Genomic DNA, 17,727 nt, shown 5'->3' with positions numbered 1-17,727 from the left:
AGAACAGCATAGGATATTGCATTAGAAAAAGGCCATGATTAACTTTTACATTATTTAAAACAGGAAGTGAACGTATGATAAATAAATGGAGTGTAGGTATATTTATATTTAACGAGGTAGAAGTGTTAGACTTTGCAGGGCCATTTGAAGTTTTTTCTGTAACTGAAGCGGATGAAGAAAAACCATTTACTGTATATACAGTTAGCCAAAATGGAGAAATGATTACTGCAAGAAACGGATTAAAGGTACAGCCCGATTATAGTATTGAAGATTTACCACCAGTTGACATTTTAATTATTCCAGGTGGTAAAGGCGTACGGGAAAATGAAGTGAAAAATGATATAATAATAAATTGGGTTCGTCAGCAAATGAAAGAAGTAAAGCTATTGGCTTCAGTTTGTACTGGAGCGTTATTACTCGCGAAAGCTAGTTTACTGGAAGGTTTAAAAGCAACAACGCATTGGGCTAGTATTCAAACTTTCAAAAAAGATTTTCCGAATGTAGAAGTAATGGAGAATGTGAAATTTGTAGATGAAGGACACATTATTACCTCGGCAGGGATTTCAGCTGGTATTAACATGTCATTTCATATTGTGAAAAATTTGTTAGGTGTGGAGATTGCTGAAGAAACGGCCAAAAGTATGGAATATGATATTGATTTACAAAATTAAAAAGCCCAGGCCGGGCTTTTTTATATTGATTGAATATAGCTAAGCTCCTCATTACTCAAAATAGGGCGAACAGACGCATTTGCATTTTCTTGTGCTTGTTTTTCTGTTTTTGCACCTGGGATTACAACACTCACTGCTGGATGATTGAGTATATAGCGAAGTGCAAGTTGCCCTAAGGTCTGATTTTTATTTGAGAGCAACCGAAGTTTCTCTACCTTTTGTAAGTCTTCTTGAAACCAATTTTCATTTGGCCAATCTTTGCGTAAATCTCCATTTAGAAAAGTTGTTTTATTTGTGAATTTTCCAGTTAAAATACCCATTTTTAACGGCCCACGAATAACAGCTCCTAGATTTTTTTCTTGTAAGAATGGCAAAATATCATTTTCTGGTTTTCGATTCAATATATTGTAATCAAGTTGTACAATGTCAATTTCATTGTTTTTATTGAAATGACGAATGTATTGTAAATCATGTGTCGAAACACCGACTGCTCTTACTTTTCCATCACGTTTTAATACTTCAAATGCACGTAAAAATGCTTCTGTTTCTCTACGATTATGCCACCAAATATGACAAAAATAAAGATCAATGTAATCTGTTTGAAGACGTTGTAAACTTGTTTCAAATACGGCGATGATTTTTTCGAGAGTATCATATACAGGTTCTCCATTCGGATCGTAGTGATGTCCGATTAAACCGCCTTTCGTTGATAGGATAATATCATTACGATGTCCTTTAATTGCGGTAGACACTAACTTTTCACTATGTCCTAAACCATACACATCTGCAGTATCAATAAAATTCACACCACACTCAATTGCTTTTTTTATAGCGGTTATAGATTGTTTATCGTTAACAGGTCCCCATTCATCACCACCGATTGCCCATGCCCCAAAACCTATTTCAGAGACAGTTATTCCAGTTTTACCTAATGTACGGTAATGCATATTTTTCCTCCTTGTAAGCATGTTATAACATCAATATGTAGGGAAGGTATTTTGTGTGTAAAAAAACTCTTCTACAATAATAGAAAAAGAATAACAGAAACTACTATTTTATGGCAGCATACATAAAAAAATTCAAAGTAAATATGGAAATGTCGTCGAATGCTATCTTTAATTGGTTAATTTGTGAGATATTTTTGTGAAGGAGCTTATTTTATAAGAATAGAATTAAAGTTAGTAAGGGATTATGCCGAGGGTAGTGAAAATATATGTGTTAGGGGGATTTCATAATGAGGAAACTCAAGCGAATAAATGTTCCTAATATAGAAGAGCAACTATCACAGCCTAATGAGAAGCGAGCAATTAATAAGAAAAAACTAAGAAGATTTATATTCATGTTTATATTTATTGCGGCGGCTACTTTGTACGTGCAATTTATTTTAACGAAACAACAAGAAATAATCGTAGAAAAAAAAGATACAATAACGAATCAAAAAAAACAATTGGTCTCTTTAAAGAAAGATCAGGATTCTTTAAAGACTAACATAGAAAATTTAACAGACGATGAGGAAGAAATTTTGAAGTTTGCGAGAAAAGAATATCAATTTTCTAAGTCAAATGAAACTATATTTGTGTTGCCGAAGTAGTGTAATAGAACAGTTAGCGATTGCTAGCTGTTTTTTTTATGTTTGAATGACATGGTACAAGTAACAATCACATATTGTAAAAATGAAGAGTTTGAGATGTTTTTATAATTATGGAATATACACCGAAATAAATGTTGTTAAAATTCTGTCAATTGTATTATAATACAAGGTAAGCGGATACATTTCTTGATCAACGTTGAGTTTATCACTCATACGACTATTAAGAAAACCGTTATCCCGTATTAGAAAGGAAGATAGCTGTGTACGCTTCAAATACAATTTATATCGTAGGGGATGCGAAAGCACCTCAAAATAATCCTATTACCGAAAAGTTCAAAAGTTACTTTGTAGCGTTTGTACTTGTTAAGGAGACAGGGGAAATTGTAGATGCAGATTGCTCAGCGACAATTGCGTTAACATCTCAATTCGTTAAATATTTGTTTCTACATAAAAATATTAATGATCCACTATTGGTAACTGAAATAAAAAAAAGATACTTCGGTTCGTCTCAAAAAGCACTACTTGTAGCATTAAAAGATGCACAGAAAAAATATAATCAAATCGCTGCTTTGTCTACCCATTCCTAGACAAAATCCAGTCATAAGAATCTTCTTATGGCTGGATTTTTTTATTTTACATTAACTTCCTACATGAAAAGTAAGCGAAAGAGGAGATTTATTGCTCCTAAAAAATTAATTATTTTTTTGGGATTAAGGTTCCACTTTGTCAGACAACGAAAGGATGAACAATATGAAAATTACCGATGTAAAAGTAAATCGTAGACGTGTAAATCTTCATACACCGTTTAAAACGGCGCTTCGTACCGTAACCGAAATAGAAAGTATAGATGTATATATTTATACAGATGAAGGAATTGTTGGGAAGGGTGCTACAACCGCAACACCAGTTATTACGGGGGATTTCGCTAACGGAATTGAAGAAGCAATTTTAGGACCGATGCGTTCCTGTTTAATTGGTCAAGATATCATTCAATTTCAGCAGTTACTGCAGCACATTCAAATGAGTTGTATTGGAAACCCAAGTGCGAAAGCGGCGGTAGATATCGCTTTATATGATGTGTATTGTCAACATCAGAACGTTCCACTTTACGCATTATTAGGGGGGAAGAAAGAAGTTCATACAGATATTACGGTGAGTGTAGATGAGCCTTTTATTATGGCAAAAGAGGCAAAGCAACATGTAGAAAAAGGATTTCAAACTTTAAAAATTAAAGTGGGAAAATCTGCTCATTTAGATTTAGAACGTATTGAAGCAATTCGAAATAGTGTACCAAAAAATACGACGTTACGATTAGATGCAAATCAAGGGTGGAATCGAAAAGAAGCGGTTACGATCATTAAAGAGATGGAAAATCGTAATTTAAATATCGAGTTTATTGAACAACCTGTTCATGCGAAAGATTGGGATGGGTTAAAGTATGTCAAAGATCATGTACAAACGCCCATTATGGCAGATGAAAGCATATTTTCAGCGCGTGATGCATTGAAAATCGTTCAAGGAGGATATGCAGACTTAATTAATATTAAATTAATGAAATGTGGTGGCATACGTGAAGCGTGGCGTATTGCCGATATTGCCGAAGCAGCTGGTGTAAAATGTATGGTCGGAAGTATGATGGAATCTTCACTTTCTGTTAGCGCTGTAGCCCATTTAGCTGCTGCACATCCTAATATTCATTACTTCGATCTGGATGCACCACTTTGGTTAATGGAAGAACCGGAAGGAATGACGTATTCAGGGTCAAAGGTAAACCTTCAATCGACAGTGAATAGTAAATCTTAGGAGAAGAGACTAGTAAACCATCTTTTAAGGGGGATATGTATGAAAAAAGTAGGAACTGCATTTTTAACAACTTTATTTATATTTTCATCGTTTACATCAGCAAATGCTGAAGAGAAGAAAGATAGTAAAGCGTTTATCGATGTATCTGCCGCAACACTTTGGACCACGCCTGATTCATTACGGCCAATTGATGCACCGAGTGCTACAAATCCAGTTGATTTGTGGAAGTGGACGAAATCGATGACGCTTGATGAGAAACTTTGGTTAACAAATGCAAATAAATTAGAAACGCAAGCGCTATTAGGTCAAGAAGTAACGGTTGTTGATAAAAAAGGTGACTGGGTGAAAGTGTTAGTCCATGGTCAGCCAACACCGCGAAATGAAGAAGGCTATCCAGGATGGATGCCTGAAAAACAGTTAACGTATAATCAAGAATTTGCAGATAAAACTAATGAACCTTTCGTATTAGTAACGAAACCGACAGCTATTTTATATATAAATCCTTCTGAAAAACATAAATCGCTTGAAGTGAGCTATAATACGCGACTGCCGCTACTTAGTGAAGATACAATTTCATACCGCGTGTTGTTACCAAACGGACAGAAAGCATGGCTACGAAAAAATGATGGAACGGTTTACCGTTCGCAAAATGATATTCCATCTCCGGCGGCCGATGATTTAATAAACACTGGAAAAATGTTTTTAGGATTACCGTATATATGGGCTGGTACAAGTGGATTCGGATTTGATTGCTCTGGATTTACACATACAATTTATAAATCGCACGGCATTACAATTCCGCGAGATTCTGGTCCACAATCGAGAAATGGTATTGCAGTTGATAAAGAACATTTACAAAAAGGGGATTTAATCTTCTTTGCACATGATCAAGGAAAAGGTAGTGTTCATCATGTGGGGATGTATATTGGTGACGGAAATATGATTCACTCACCAAGAGCTGAAAGATCAGTAGAGATTATACCGCTAAATACACCAGGATATATAGAAGAATACGCTGGTGCTCGTCGTTACTTACCTTAAAAAATAGAGGGGGTTTTCAAATGAAAAAAGTAGTTCGTTACTCATTAGTTAGTACTCTATTAGTTTCTTCATTTTTAGTAGGATGCGCAAAAGAAAAAACAACGACAAAGCCGAAAGATGAGAAGAAAGTATTACAGATACTAGAAACTGGTGAAATTCCGTCATTAAATTCAGGGAAAGTAACAGATGCAGTATCATTTAACGTTTTAAATAACGTAATGGAAGGATTATTTCGTTTATCGAAAAATGATGAAGTGATTGAGGCTGGAGCACAAAAATATGAAGTAAGTAAAGATGGAAAAACATATACATTCCACTTGCGTGAAGCGAAATGGTCTAACGGAGATCCAGTAACAGCACAAGATTACGTATACGCTTGGAAGCAGCTTATTAATCCGGATACTGCTTCTCAATATGCATACATTGCGTACGATGTGAAAAATGCGGAGAAAATAAATAAGAAACAATTAGGGTTAGAGGAATTAGGAGTGAAAGCGACGGATGATAAAACATTCGTTGTAGAACTAGAACATCCAGTGCCGTATTTTACGAAATTACTTATTTTACCGTCCTTCTATCCAATTAACGAAAAATATGCGAAAGAGCAGGGCGATAAGTACGGATTAGAAGCAAATAAAGCTGTGTATAACGGGCCATTTACATTATCAGAGTGGAAGCATGAAGCAAGCTTTACAATGAAGAAAAACGATAAGTATTGGGATAAAAAAGAAGTGAAGCTAGATGAAGTAAACTATCAAATTGTTAAAGAAATTTCAACTGCGGTAAATTTATATGAAACAGATAAAGTTGATAGAGCTGTCATTTCTACAGAATTCGTCGATAAATATAAAAATAATAAAGAGCTAAAACAATATACAGATCCGGTTATGTACTTCTTCCGATTCAATGAAAATGTACCGATTCTTAAAAATAAAAATGCAAGGCTTGCACTAAGTACAGTGTTTGATAAGAAAGGACTTGCGACTTCGTTTTTAAATGATGGTTCAGTTGCTGCAAACTATTACGTACCAAAAGGATTTTTAAAAGGTCCAGATAAAAAGGATTTTAGAAGTACGGCTGGTGAGTTTAATAAGACTGATGTAAAACAAGCGAAAGAATATTGGGAAAAGGCGAAGCAAGAGACAGGTACAAATGAAGTGACGCTTGAGTTATTAAACTATGACTTAGAAAACTTCAAAAAAGTAGGAGAATACATTAAAGAGCAACTAGAGAAAAACTTACCAGGCTTAAAGGTAAATGTAAAATTACAACCACACACGCAAAAACTAGCGTTAGAGAAGAAGAAAGAATATGAAATGTCATTATCACGCTGGTTACCGGATTATCCAGATCCAATGACTTACTTAGAAGTATTCCTTTCTGGAAGCAGTGTGAACAATACAGAATATGCAAACCCAGAATATGATGCGTTAATTAAGAAGATTAAAACAGAATTAGGTAATGATGAAAAAGCTCGTTGGAAAGCAATGCAAGATGCTGAGAAAATGCTACTGGATGACGCAGTAATTGCACCGGTATTCCAGCGCGGATTATCATACTTACAAAAGCCGCATGTGAAAGATTTATATGTACATCAATTTGGTCCAGCCACAAGTTTAAAATGGGCAGATGTGCAAAAATAAAGGAATGGGGAAACAGACTTCACGTGTGTGATAGTCTGTTTTTTCTTAGTTAAAATCGGATAAATAGTCCATGTTATAATTTACTAGTCTGTATACAGTATGTGGAGGGGAATGAAGTTTTATGTTTGAAGAAAAGAAAGTAATACATACAAAAAGGTTTTTCATGAGAAAACCCATTATAGAAGATATTGATCAATTTTATAGCATATTAAAGGAAGAAGCTGTTGGCAAATGGCTTGCTAAATCAAGGGGAATGTCAAAGGGAGAAGCAAATGACTATATTATGCAACTAATATCACATTGGGAACAGTATGATTTTGGGGTATGGTTGTTAGTTAATAGAAATACAGGAAAGTTCTTAGGACATTGTGGTTTAAGAAAGGTAAATGAAGCAGGTGAAATAGAAATTATGTATCTCCTTGCCCCAGAATATTGGGGGAATGGATATGCATCAGAAGCAGTAGAGGCTTCCATTCAATATGCAATAGAGACTATGAATGTAAAAAGAATAATTGCTAGAGTAAAGGTAGCAAATGAGAATTCGAAAAAACTTTTACAAAAGTTAGGTTTTACATATACTCATGATGTTGATCATAGCGGGCGTTTATTATCGTACTTTGAACTCCATACATCATTGGATGAATGATAGACATTTTCTATGTTTTTTAACTGTTTAAAAATAAAATTATTACTAAAATTCCAGTGTGAAATTTATGTAGAATCTTGTATAATTAACGTGTTTCTATGGAAACATTTTCTTGTGCTATTTATATAGGGCTTAATAAGACAAGGAAGGAAATACATACATGTATATAATAGATAAATAGAATGGAACATGTATAGAGAAAAAGGAGAGAAATGATGGCGTGTCAAAAACAAGGGTTACAATTTAATAGCGTTAGAAAGAGGAAGAGACGATGAAAATGAAGCATGCTTTTGGTCCCATAATTTTAGCGTGTGTGCTTTTTTTCATTATCATATTAATCCCATCGAAAAGTTTAGTATCACTTATTAGTGAAAAGAAGGTAGAAGATGCGGCAACTTCCTTACAAAAAGAAAAACTACAAAGTGTTTTCTTACAGCAAAAAATGTTAGAGAATTCGCAGTATTTACCGATGTATGGTTCATCTGAATTTTTACGAATGGATGCATATCATCCATCTAATTACTTTAAAGTAAATCCGGCAGGTTTTACGCCATATTTAATGGGGATTGGCGGTACGCAAAGTTTAGCTCATATATTAAATATGACGTCTACAATGGAGGAGTTAGAAGGTAAAAAAGTAGTCTTTGTTTTATCACCACAATGGTTTACAAAGACAGGGGTATCACAAGGGGATTTTACGAACAATTTCTCTAAGCAACAAGCATATCATTTTATTTTTAATGATACAATAGATGTTGAAATGAAGAAGCAAATTGCGAAACGACTATTAGATTATAAAGTTGTTCAAGAAGATGATATATTAAAAAATTCATTAGAAGGTATTGTATATAATGATACGAAACATAACGTAAAAGCAGGTTTAGTTAAACCACTTGCTTATATGCATCGTAATATTTTAGATCATAGAGATTTATTTAACTCCTTATTTAAGATTGAACCGATGAAAGAAAAAACTAATATGGGACTACGTTCAATATCTTGGGTAGATGCACGTAAACATGCAGAAGAAGAAGGGAAATTGGAATCTACTACAAACACATTCGGAATTGAAAATCCGTATTACTATAAACATAATTTGAAGAAAAAATTAAAAGGTTTAAAAAACTTTAGAGCAAATGAATCATATGAAGAATCACCAGAATATGATGACTTACAAATTGTTTTAAATATATTTAAAGAGAAAAATGTTAAGCCATTATTCATTTCTGTACCTGTAAATGGACCGTGGTATGATTACGCTGGTTTCCCTAAAGAACGCCGCGAAGTGTATTATAAAAAAGTTCGGGAACAAGTTGAGAAAGCAGGATATCCAGTAGTTGATTTTCCTGGCCATGAATATAATAAGTATTTCTTAAAAGATACAATTCATTTAGGTTGGAAAGGCTGGATTTACTTTGATGAAGCAGTGCATAACTTTTATACTGAAAAATAAGTGTGGAGAAAAAGGAACGGCTATAAGCTGTTCCTTTTTCTAGTATAGAGGATTTTGATGTGGGCAATTCGGAAAGGCATGTATATCTTGAATTTGTCTAAAATCATAATGCTTCATTGCGAATTGAGCTTGATAAAGGTATTCATACACATATAATTGACCATCATGTGCTGAACATAATACACCAGAAGTTCCCTGCCCATTTATGAAGGAAATACCGATAGGGCGTCCGATTAAGTATTGTATTTTTTGTTGCCAATGCATAGGGAAATCACTCCTTTTTGAGATAATATACGAAATGGACGAATGAATTGTTGCTTATCCACATAATTATGGAGGCTTTTTATACAATTTCTAGAAGATATTAATATGAATGAATTACAAGTGCAAGAAAGGAATGCATAATGAAGAAAGAAAATATTTTAGAAGAAAAGTTAAATATAATAGAATGGTGTCAAACATTGAAGGAAGTACCTGATGATATATGGTTTCAATCATTTAAAAATGGTTCGTGGGGAATTGCAGATGTGATTTCACATTTTATTATTTGGGATGATTTTGTAGTGAAGTATCGAATTCCTTATTTTCTTAGTACTCAATCAGTGCCTCGTTTTCCAACAGATGTAGAGGAAATGAATAAGAGTGCAATTATATATGCAAGATCAGGTATTTCAAGAGAAGAGCTTATCAATCAGTTTAGCTATACTCGTAAACAATTAGTAGACGAAATTGAGCGAATTCCTGCCGATAATTTTTATAATGACTTTCAAATTGGTACTAAAAAAGTCATGCTGAATCATTATTTTTCATCACTCATTCAGCATGACTTAAAGCATAAGGAAGAAATAATCCAATTTTTAATACATAATCAAGTCTAATATAAAAACCGCTAACATTCGTAATGAATGTATAGCGGTTTTTATATTATCTTAAGCAAGATTTTTACGTTTTTTTGTCCATTTTTTAAGGATGAAGTATAGTAGAATAAGTATGACGCCGCCAATTGCGAAAGACTTCACATACGGTCCCGCAATATCGTTTATATTCTCCCAATTTTGACCTAGTTTTTCACCTAAATAAATGAAAATGATAGACCAAGGGATGATTGCAAGTGCTGTTAATGTAGTGAAACGTAATAATGGCATTTTTGTAATACCAGCAGGTATTGAAATTGCATGGCGTACTACTGGAATAAAACGTGCAGTGAAAATTACACCAGTTCCGTAACGATTAAACCAATCTTCAGCTGCATCTATTTGTTTTTTATGAATGAAAATATATTTTCCGTAACGTTCTAATACAGGGCGTCCACCGTATCGTCCAATCCAATAAATAAAGATTTGGGCAATAACACCGCCAATTGTACCAAATACAACTGCACCTACAAATGAAATACTACCATTGAATACTAGGAATCCCGCATAAGCTAGGACGATTTCACTTGGAATAATCTCAATCATTAGACCAAGCATAATGCCCCAATAACCTAATCCTTCAAAAAACGTTAATACTGAATGAATAAAACTACTTACCATTGTTGCACCTTCTAGTTTATGTATTTTTGAATAGGTGAACCTTTTACTTAATAACATAAAAGGTTCACTATGTGTAAATTATACCTTATTTGTATAGGGAATTGCTATTTCAATTCTTTTATGTCTTGCATTAGTAGTTTAGTAAAGGATATAAGCCCAGTTTTCATGAAGAGATAATAAATATTCTCTTATCACTTAGACAGGTACTTCACTTTCAAATAACGAATTATAATGTTAATAAAATTTTTATAGAAAATTAACATGATGAAGGTGAAAATATGAAAAAGGAATTATTAGAAAAGGCCTCATATCTACATAAAGCAGAATTAGAACAACTACATAAAGCTATATTAGTTTCCGAGAAAGCTCATGAAGGACAATTTCGCGTTTCAGGTGAGCCGTATATTACTCATCCATTTGCAGTTACAGAAATTTTGTTAGATTGTAAGGCAGATATTATAACTTTAGTTGCAGCATTATTACATGATGTGGTGGAGGATACAGATTATACAATTGAGTATATACGTGATATATTCGGTAAAAAAGTGGCTGATATTGTAGAAGGGTTAACTAAAATTGATAAAAAACAAATCCCTAATAAAGAAGAGTATGAAGCAATAAACTTAAAGAAATTATTGTTAGCTACGCAAGGAGATATAAGAGTAGCTATTATTAAAGTGATAGATCGTCTACATAACATGAGAACTTTACAGGTGAAAGCTGTAAAGAAACAAATTCCTTATGCAAATGAAACACTCAAAATTTTCGCTCCGATTTGTAAAAGGCTAGGGATATTTCATATTCAACACGAGTTAGAAGATTTAGGCTTTTTTTATCTTAATCATTCTAAATATAAGGGAATGAAAATTCTTTTACAAAAGTATGTTAAGTTGTTAGAGGATTTGTCTCAAAATATAATGCAAGATATAAATACTTTTCTAAATACATCTTTAATATTTGAAGTTGACTATGAAGTAAGCCCTATTTATACAGCTTATTCTCGTCTCCAAGATATTCAAGACATTACAGAAGTGTCAAGAATAATTATCACGGCCTCAAATAATTTAGACTGTTATAAAATATTAGGAATTATACATCAGTTATACAAACCAATTCCATATCAATTTGAAGATAATATAGCAATTGAAAGTGATGTATTAAACAAATACTTAAAGACCAAAGTGGTAATCAATAACCATGAAATAATGATATGTATTGAAACAAAATTAAATCAGGAGATACGAGATAAAGGGGTATTTCATATTCTTACAAAAAGTATAACTGATAAGGATATGCAAAATATAATTCATAAATTGATGGATCATTTTATTAAGACAAATGATCTAGTAACTCAAGATGCGATTGAATTTTATGATTTAGTATCATATGAACTATTCCAAGATAACATTGTAGCATTTACTCCTAAGTTAGATTCCGTGAACTTACCGCAAGGTTCTACTGTAATTGATTTTGCTTTCACATTAAACCCTGAGATTGCTAAATATATGTCAGGTGCTAAAGTTAATGGTATAAATAAATCGATAACAACGAATGTTTCACATCTAGATATCGTTGAACTTTTGATAAATGAAAACACTAGTAATGTGGAACAGGGTTGGTTAAGTTTTGCTAATAGCTCAAAAGCTCAAATCGAAATTTGTAAAGAGTTACAAAGATGAAGGAATTAAATTTATCGAGAAAATTTGTTCGAAATTTAATAGAATGAAATAATTATTTTTGAATTAATAATAGGCGCTTATAATTTTTCAAAATTAATACCTAGAAAAGCAAGCATCCACCTGTTCTAAATATATAACAAGTAGATGCTTGTTTTGGTTATAAAAAAATAGAAGCATTTCTGCTCCTATTTTTTTATGGTTTCACTTCTAAATTTTGTAAAAATAAAGTTGCTGTTACGTAACGTTTCGCTAACATTTGTACATAAGCGGTATGTACAGAAAGTGTGGCAATAATAATGGCGTTCCGAATTGCTTCGCGTTGCTCGTTATTAATTTGATCAAACTTGCTTGCGATTTTATCAGCTTTTTCTTTTACGATGTTTTCAATTGTATGAACTGTATCTGTTGCATTTAGTTGTAAGCAATTCCCTTGATTGAGTTCTTCAAATAGGGAAGAGTATGCTCCATATAAATGAACAGGATTGATTAAGTCATCACTTCGATCGGCTGGGTCATTTACGATAAGGCGTAATAGCTTACGAATGGATTCAAAATCAAGTGCTGTTTTTAAATCTTCGACAATGAATAGTAAGGCTGCTTGTTCAATTGAATATTTTTTCCCTTTTTGAGGGGAGCCAATCATTTCTTTAATATCTCGTTTTACCCAGTTTTGCATGGCCGTTACTGAGAAACTTGTATTTTCAATCTGATTTCCAAGCGCAACTATTTCATTTAATGAAAAACCGACGTCTGTATCATCAATTTTAATCAGTTTTTCAAAAATAGGTGAAAGTGCGGTAGTAATAAAAGCAGTTACGCTTTGTCCGCTTTCAATATCTTTTTTATGTGACTTTGCCCACGCTTCTTGTAAAATACCGAGAGGCTTTTTCGTATTCCATCCTCTTAAAGATAGAAGAAGGGTAGCCATTTCGTTTCGTGTGAGATGAAATGTTTCCATCTTTTCACCTCCAAAAATATTAAAAAGTTCTTATGAACCTATAATATGTTTTGTTTCATTTAAAGTCAATTCTGTTTTGCTTAATTTTTCCTTTGTCACCAAACTGTCGTAAGTAAATAATGCTTGCATATTTCGACAAAAGTTCATATAATGAGTTCATAAGAACCTTTAAAATGTTTTTAAAAACAAATCTATCATTCTGAATTTACTAGAAAGGTAGATTTCACATATATCTATATAAAAGGAGAATGGATATAATATGTTGAAAAAACTTGTAGCAGTCATGACAGCATTCATGGTTATCTTTGGAGCTAGTAGCTTCATATTTGTAGATCACGCAGCAGCGAAGGGTTACAAATCTGGTAAAAAATCATACACACCAAGTTCTGGTCAAAAGTCAAAAGTTGATTTGAACAAAAAAGATAATAACGTAAACTCACAAAAAACAACAACAGATTCAAAAACAAAGGCAACAAACACAGCACCAAAGAGTAATAAAGGAAGCTTTATGAAAGGTTTATTACTAGGTGGTCTTGGTGGTTTACTAATGGGTAGCCTATTTGCAAATATGGGAGCTCTCGGTTCTGTATTAGCGTTTATGGTAAATATGTTAGTAATGGCTGGTATCGTAATGTTAGCAGTTCGTGCATTTAAATACTTCAAAGATCAACGCAAGAAAAAGGAAGATGAAGTAGCATGGAAACAATAAAAATTTCTGAACAAGAACTTATCGATGCGCTTTGTGTATATATCGCTGAAAAAAGACAAGTTGGTCCAGAAGAAGTTTTAGTTGAACTAATGTATGATGATGACTACGGTTTCTCTGCTGAAGTAGAGGTAAATGGTCGCCAGCAAATTTTAATTCAAGCGAACTTAATCGAAGCATTACGCTTATTACTTGACAGAGAATATAATGTCAATTCATTTGCAGCAAGACTACAACTTGAATTAGATGATGAAGAAGGCATTTACGCATTAGCAAAGTTTAATAACTCAAATGAGTAGAAAAAAGAGCTGTTGAGAGTAATCTCAGCAGCTCTTTTTAGTATGTGCATATGCTAGGGAATAATCACGCCAAATTTCATTCATTTTCCGTCTACCGACATCAATCATCGGGTTAAATTGAATGGCAGCTTGTTGTCGTACGGTATGTACATGTTGGATCGCCTGTTGCAAGTGTTGTTCAACCGACTGGGATTTTGTATTTGCTTGTTTTACGATTGAATATCCAGCAACAGTTCCTTGTGCCATCGCGATTTTTCCGCTTTCAATGCCAGTTATATTGCCAGCTACAAATAAACCGGGAAGAGGGGTTTCCATTGTTTCGGAATGCAGTGGAACATGGCCGCCTAATTCCGGAATGTAACGGAAAGGACAGCCAGCTACAGCAGCAAGCTCAGCAAGAGGGTATAAGCCACCGGCAATACAAACGAAGTCTGCCTCATATATTTGTTCCGATCCAGTTATGATGTTTCCTTTCGTATCAATAGTAGCAACCCGTACACCTTCAACTTGATCTGTACCGATAATTTCAAGAGCTGCTTTTCGAAGGTGAAGTGGTGTGCCATTTATTTTCATACCGTTATTTGGATAGAAGTTTAATCCAGCTTGTTTCACCCAATTATATTTCATCAATCGACTACCTATACGTAATAAAGGTGATGGAGCAAGGTGTGCAGCATGTAAGAGAGAGTTTAAAACTTCTTCTGGTTCACTAGCCTTTTGACTTAATTCACTTTTTTCAGGAAGTACGATATGTTCCACTTTAATTCCCGCTAGTTGTAATTCATTCAAAATAGCGAATGACAAAATGTTAGCGCCAATAATTACTCCTTTTCGCCCAACTTGAACGCGATGTACATTTGTCATTACTTGGGCTGCTCCGATTGACATGACTCCTGGAAGTGTCCAACCAGGAAGGGGAATGGAGTACTCAGCGGCGCCAGTAGCAAGTAAAACGAACGGTGCTTCTAACGTACCGATATTCGTATGTACGAACCAAGAACTTTCATCTTTATCTAAATTATAGACGGAAATGCCGCATCGAATATCAACTGAAAGTGATTTTGCTTCTTCGTGAAGGCGTTTTGATTCTTCTATTCCGTTCCACCATTCTCCAGTAGGTTCTTGATGTAATTGTCCGAGCAACCTTCCACCAGGCTTCATAAATTCATCAATAACAAGTACATTTAGTCCAAAACGAGCACAAGAGATGGAGGCTGACAAACCTGCTGGTCCAGCTCCGATAATAATGACATCGTTCATCGCTTTTTCACCATCTCTCTCACGATATTTGGATGCTGTTTACCACTATCAACTACCATATCTTTTTCTACAACAGTTAAGCATGCTCGTACGTTCGTTTGATTGTTTACTGTGACGCGGCATTCAGAACAATGTCCAATATTACAGTAGATACCTCGTGGCGTCCCGCTATCTTCATGCACTCTTAAAGTTCGTATTCCGTTTGCAAGTAAAGCCGCCGCAATGGTTTCATGTTCATAGGCTTCATATTGTTGCCCGTTAAATTGGAAAGTGATGCGCTTACTACTATTTAAACTTCCTAAAATAGGGTGATGTGTAATTCTATTCATTGATTTTCACCTACCGCTCCAAAGGTAACTGCGCGAACTGGTGGTTGATATTTTAATGGCATTTCATTAGTGTTTACGTCGGGATTTGCACTTTCAATCATTCGATCTATCATCATTCTACATGTGCGGCCACCACAAAATCCCATGCCAGCACGTGTTCTTAGTTTTAATTCTCTTGCCGAGCATTTATATGCAGCAATTGTCGATTGAAGTTGTCCGTATGTAACTTCTTCACATCGACAAACAATTAAGTGATCTTTATTCGTCATATGTATTCCTCCTCTAGTTCGGTTTGCACAAATTATTATGCAAAAACTATGCCATAGTAGAGAAGGAATGTTTATTGTAACCCGAGTTTTTTTAGGCGGTTATATAAAGTGGCCCTCGTAACACCAAGCTGTTTCGCGCATTCTAATTTATTCCCATTTAAAATACGTAAAGCCCTCTCGATGACTTTTTTCTCATGTTCATCCATCTCTTCTTGCAAAGAGAGGATTGTATGATTATTGCTGAGTAATAGGGAATGAGCCGTATGATTGTCTAACGTTTCAGTTGTATGAAATGGTAAATATTCTTGTTTTATAATCCCATCAGTCGCAAATACGACAAGTCTTTCAACAACGTTACGAAGCTCACGAATATTACCTGGCCAATTGTAATGAAGCAGTTTATGCATAATGCTTGAAGGTAAGTCACGAATTGGTCTGTTATAGTTGATTGAAAAATCGTTTAAGAAAGAATAGGTTAATTCAATAATATCTTCGCGTCTTTCACGCAGCGGTGGAATATGCAAGCTAACTACATTGAGGCGATAGTATAAATCCTCTCGAAACGTGCCTTTTCTCATTTCTTCTTGTAAATCACGATTTGTAGCAGCTATAATGCGGAAATTAATATGAATCTCTTTTTCTCCACCAACTCGGTAATATTTTCGTTCTTGTAGTACACGCAAAAGCTTTACTTGCATATCGAGCGGCATTTCTCCTATTTCATCTAGAAATAATGTGCCGCCTTGCGCGAGCTCTATTTTACCCTTTTTACCTTTACTACTTGCACCAGAAAACGCCCCGCGTTCATACCCAAATAATTCACTTTCAAATAACGCTTCTGGGATGGCGCCGCAGTTAATTGAAATGAAAGGTGCCTTAGCTGATTCACTTGCTTCATGAATCGCTTTTGCAAATACTTCTTTTCCAACACCACTTTCGCCGAGTATTAAAACAGTTGATTTCACCGAACAAACTTTTCTAGCTAATTGAATCGTTCTTTGTATAATAGGACTTTTTCCATTCATCGCAAGGAAAGGATCGGATTCATCTTTGTACTTTGCGACCTCTTGTTCTAAACGGTGCATTTCATGTGACATATTGAATAGTTTTTCGTTTAAAGCGACTTGATTTGTAACATCTGTTTCTGAAACGACTGCTCCTATAATTTCATCGTTACAATAAACTGGGTTTGAGTTAATTAATACGAACAAATCTGGACGAGGCTGATGGAACTGTGCGATTATGCTTTTTCCGTCATGTAATGATTGTAAAATTTCCAAATCTTTATAGTCAAAAAAGCGAGTGATAGGTTGTCCAATAATTTCAATATGGTTGACTGAAAAAATCTTTTCGGCACCATCTGTCCAAGTACGAACACATTCTTTATCATCGATAACTGTAACAGAAGAATCCGTTGTTTGTATTACGGTGTTATAAAAAGATTGTAGTTTATTGTAAGTCTTAACAAGGAATGGAATAATTTGCTGAGCCATTATACAACATATAGGCTCTTTATTTTCGTTCATTACGATAACGGCCATTTCATTAGAAAACGCGTCAATTAAAGCGGTGAATGAGTCATCTTCATATATAACTGTGCAGTTATATTTTTCTGTAGTAGAAGGGTGGTAATAAAATTTTCCGTTAACTTGTTCAATATATTGCATGTTGTATGTACGATCAATTGATAAAGTTTTTAGAAATTTTTTTATTGTAGGAAATGAGAATGCCATATTGTCCTCCTGTTATGTATAAAAATTTTGACAGTGATAAAAAAATAATACACCTATTTACGATAAATTTAAAATATTTTTACAAATAAAAATATTTTTTATAAAAAGTGT

The 17,727-nt window shown here is 34.1% G+C and carries 20 protein-coding genes; 12 read left to right on the top strand and 8 right to left on the bottom strand.

All coding sequences use genetic code 11. The features are described 5' to 3' along the window. Positions 1-74 precede the first annotated feature (74 nt). The gene (locus QCI41_RS04260) at positions 75-671 is read left to right on the top strand and encodes a DJ-1/PfpI family protein (protein ID WP_353838221.1); all 597 of its coding nucleotides are present in this window, start codon (positions 75-77) and stop codon (positions 669-671) included. 20 nt (positions 672-691) lie between these two features. Here the strand turns inward: QCI41_RS04260 and QCI41_RS04255 are convergent, their stop codons facing one another. Continuing rightward, on the bottom strand, positions 692-1,618 hold the full coding sequence (locus QCI41_RS04255; protein WP_353838222.1) for an aldo/keto reductase: 927 nt from the start codon (positions 1,616-1,618) through the stop codon (positions 692-694). 287 nt (positions 1,619-1,905) lie between these two features. Between QCI41_RS04255 and QCI41_RS04250 the strand changes: the two genes are divergently transcribed. From QCI41_RS04250 to dltD, 7 genes are all read left to right on the top strand, one after another. After that, positions 1,906-2,262, top strand: a complete 357-nt coding sequence (locus QCI41_RS04250; RefSeq protein WP_048560788.1) for an FtsB family cell division protein — start codon at positions 1,906-1,908, stop codon at positions 2,260-2,262. Between the two features lie 260 nt (positions 2,263-2,522). Next, entirely contained in the window at positions 2,523-2,849 is a 327-nt protein-coding gene (locus QCI41_RS04245; RefSeq protein ID WP_353838223.1) for a DUF3870 domain-containing protein, read from the top strand. A 154-nt stretch (positions 2,850-3,003) separates the two neighbouring features. Then, on the top strand, positions 3,004-4,065 hold the full coding sequence (locus tag QCI41_RS04240; RefSeq protein WP_142291247.1) for a dipeptide epimerase: 1,062 nt from the start codon (positions 3,004-3,006) through the stop codon (positions 4,063-4,065). A gap of 39 nt (positions 4,066-4,104) precedes the next feature. Continuing rightward, positions 4,105-5,106 carry a C40 family peptidase gene (locus QCI41_RS04235; protein WP_353838224.1) on the top strand — a complete coding sequence of 334 codons (1,002 nt, stop codon included), beginning with the start codon at positions 4,105-4,107 and terminating at the stop codon, positions 5,104-5,106. A gap of 20 nt (positions 5,107-5,126) precedes the next feature. Further along, a complete protein-coding gene (locus QCI41_RS04230; protein ID WP_353838225.1) occupies positions 5,127-6,749 on the top strand; it encodes a peptide ABC transporter substrate-binding protein in 1,623 nt (540 codons plus the stop codon). Between the two features lie 121 nt (positions 6,750-6,870). Beyond that, entirely contained in the window at positions 6,871-7,395 is a 525-nt protein-coding gene (locus QCI41_RS04225; protein WP_353838226.1) for a GNAT family N-acetyltransferase, read from the top strand. A 271-nt stretch (positions 7,396-7,666) separates the two neighbouring features. Beyond that, the gene (dltD, locus tag QCI41_RS04220; RefSeq protein WP_353838227.1) at positions 7,667-8,848 is read left to right on the top strand and encodes a D-alanyl-lipoteichoic acid biosynthesis protein DltD; all 1,182 of its coding nucleotides are present in this window, start codon (positions 7,667-7,669) and stop codon (positions 8,846-8,848) included. Between the two features lie 39 nt (positions 8,849-8,887). On the opposite strand, the gene QCI41_RS04215 is transcribed toward dltD, so the two are convergent. Beyond that, positions 8,888-9,112 carry a hypothetical protein gene (locus QCI41_RS04215; RefSeq protein WP_000558703.1) on the bottom strand — a complete coding sequence of 75 codons (225 nt, stop codon included), beginning with the start codon at positions 9,110-9,112 and terminating at the stop codon, positions 8,888-8,890. A 140-nt stretch (positions 9,113-9,252) separates the two neighbouring features. On the opposite strand from QCI41_RS04215, the gene QCI41_RS04210 reads away from it, so the two are divergent. Then, the gene (locus QCI41_RS04210; RefSeq protein ID WP_353838228.1) at positions 9,253-9,726 is read left to right on the top strand and encodes a DinB family protein; all 474 of its coding nucleotides are present in this window, start codon (positions 9,253-9,255) and stop codon (positions 9,724-9,726) included. Between the two features lie 51 nt (positions 9,727-9,777). Here QCI41_RS04210 and uptA read toward each other — a convergent pair whose 3' ends face one another. After that, positions 9,778-10,383 carry an undecaprenyl phosphate transporter UptA gene (uptA, locus tag QCI41_RS04205; protein ID WP_353838229.1) on the bottom strand — a complete coding sequence of 202 codons (606 nt, stop codon included), beginning with the start codon at positions 10,381-10,383 and terminating at the stop codon, positions 9,778-9,780. 278 nt (positions 10,384-10,661) lie between these two features. Here uptA and QCI41_RS04200 point away from each other — a divergent pair, with 278 nt between their 5' ends. Continuing rightward, positions 10,662-12,062 (top strand): HD domain-containing protein, encoded by a 1,401-nt coding sequence (locus QCI41_RS04200; RefSeq protein ID WP_353838230.1) that lies wholly within the window; start codon positions 10,662-10,664, stop codon positions 12,060-12,062. 193 nt (positions 12,063-12,255) lie between these two features. Here the strand turns inward: QCI41_RS04200 and QCI41_RS04195 are convergent, their stop codons facing one another. Then, complete coding sequence (locus tag QCI41_RS04195) at positions 12,256-13,020, bottom strand: DUF1836 domain-containing protein (RefSeq protein ID WP_075307439.1); 765 nt, start codon at positions 13,018-13,020, stop codon at positions 12,256-12,258. A 259-nt stretch (positions 13,021-13,279) separates the two neighbouring features. On the opposite strand from QCI41_RS04195, the gene QCI41_RS04190 reads away from it, so the two are divergent. After that, positions 13,280-13,729, top strand: coding sequence for a hypothetical protein (locus QCI41_RS04190; protein WP_353838231.1), 450 nt, complete (start codon positions 13,280-13,282; stop codon positions 13,727-13,729). Further along, complete coding sequence (locus tag QCI41_RS04185; protein WP_353838232.1) at positions 13,717-14,025, top strand: YxcD family protein; 309 nt, start codon at positions 13,717-13,719, stop codon at positions 14,023-14,025. The genes QCI41_RS04190 and QCI41_RS04185 overlap by 13 nt, the downstream gene beginning before the upstream one ends. A 24-nt stretch (positions 14,026-14,049) precedes the next feature. Here QCI41_RS04185 and QCI41_RS04180 read toward each other — a convergent pair whose 3' ends face one another. From QCI41_RS04180 to QCI41_RS04165, 4 genes are all read right to left on the bottom strand, one after another. Beyond that, complete coding sequence (locus tag QCI41_RS04180; protein WP_075307435.1) at positions 14,050-15,285, bottom strand: NAD(P)/FAD-dependent oxidoreductase; 1,236 nt, start codon at positions 15,283-15,285, stop codon at positions 14,050-14,052. Beyond that, positions 15,282-15,614: a (2Fe-2S)-binding protein gene (locus tag QCI41_RS04175; protein WP_001080017.1), complete on the bottom strand. Its 333-nt coding sequence runs from the start codon at positions 15,612-15,614 to the stop codon at positions 15,282-15,284. Before QCI41_RS04175 ends, QCI41_RS04180 begins: the two co-directional genes overlap by 4 nt. Continuing rightward, positions 15,611-15,883 (bottom strand): (2Fe-2S)-binding protein, encoded by a 273-nt coding sequence (locus tag QCI41_RS04170; RefSeq protein ID WP_353838233.1) that lies wholly within the window; start codon positions 15,881-15,883, stop codon positions 15,611-15,613. Before QCI41_RS04170 ends, QCI41_RS04175 begins: the two co-directional genes overlap by 4 nt. A 71-nt stretch (positions 15,884-15,954) precedes the next feature. Continuing rightward, a complete protein-coding gene (locus tag QCI41_RS04165; protein WP_353838235.1) occupies positions 15,955-17,616 on the bottom strand; it encodes a sigma-54 interaction domain-containing protein in 1,662 nt (553 codons plus the stop codon). Positions 17,617-17,727 lie beyond the last annotated feature (111 nt).

This window comes from Bacillus cereus group sp. MG4, from assembly GCF_040460055.1.
In the GTDB taxonomy this organism is placed as follows: Bacteria; Bacillota; Bacilli; order Bacillales; family Bacillaceae_G; genus Bacillus_A; species Bacillus_A wiedmannii.
Note: the sequence above shows the minus strand (reverse complement) of the source record. Positions and strands in the feature narration are given on the sequence as shown.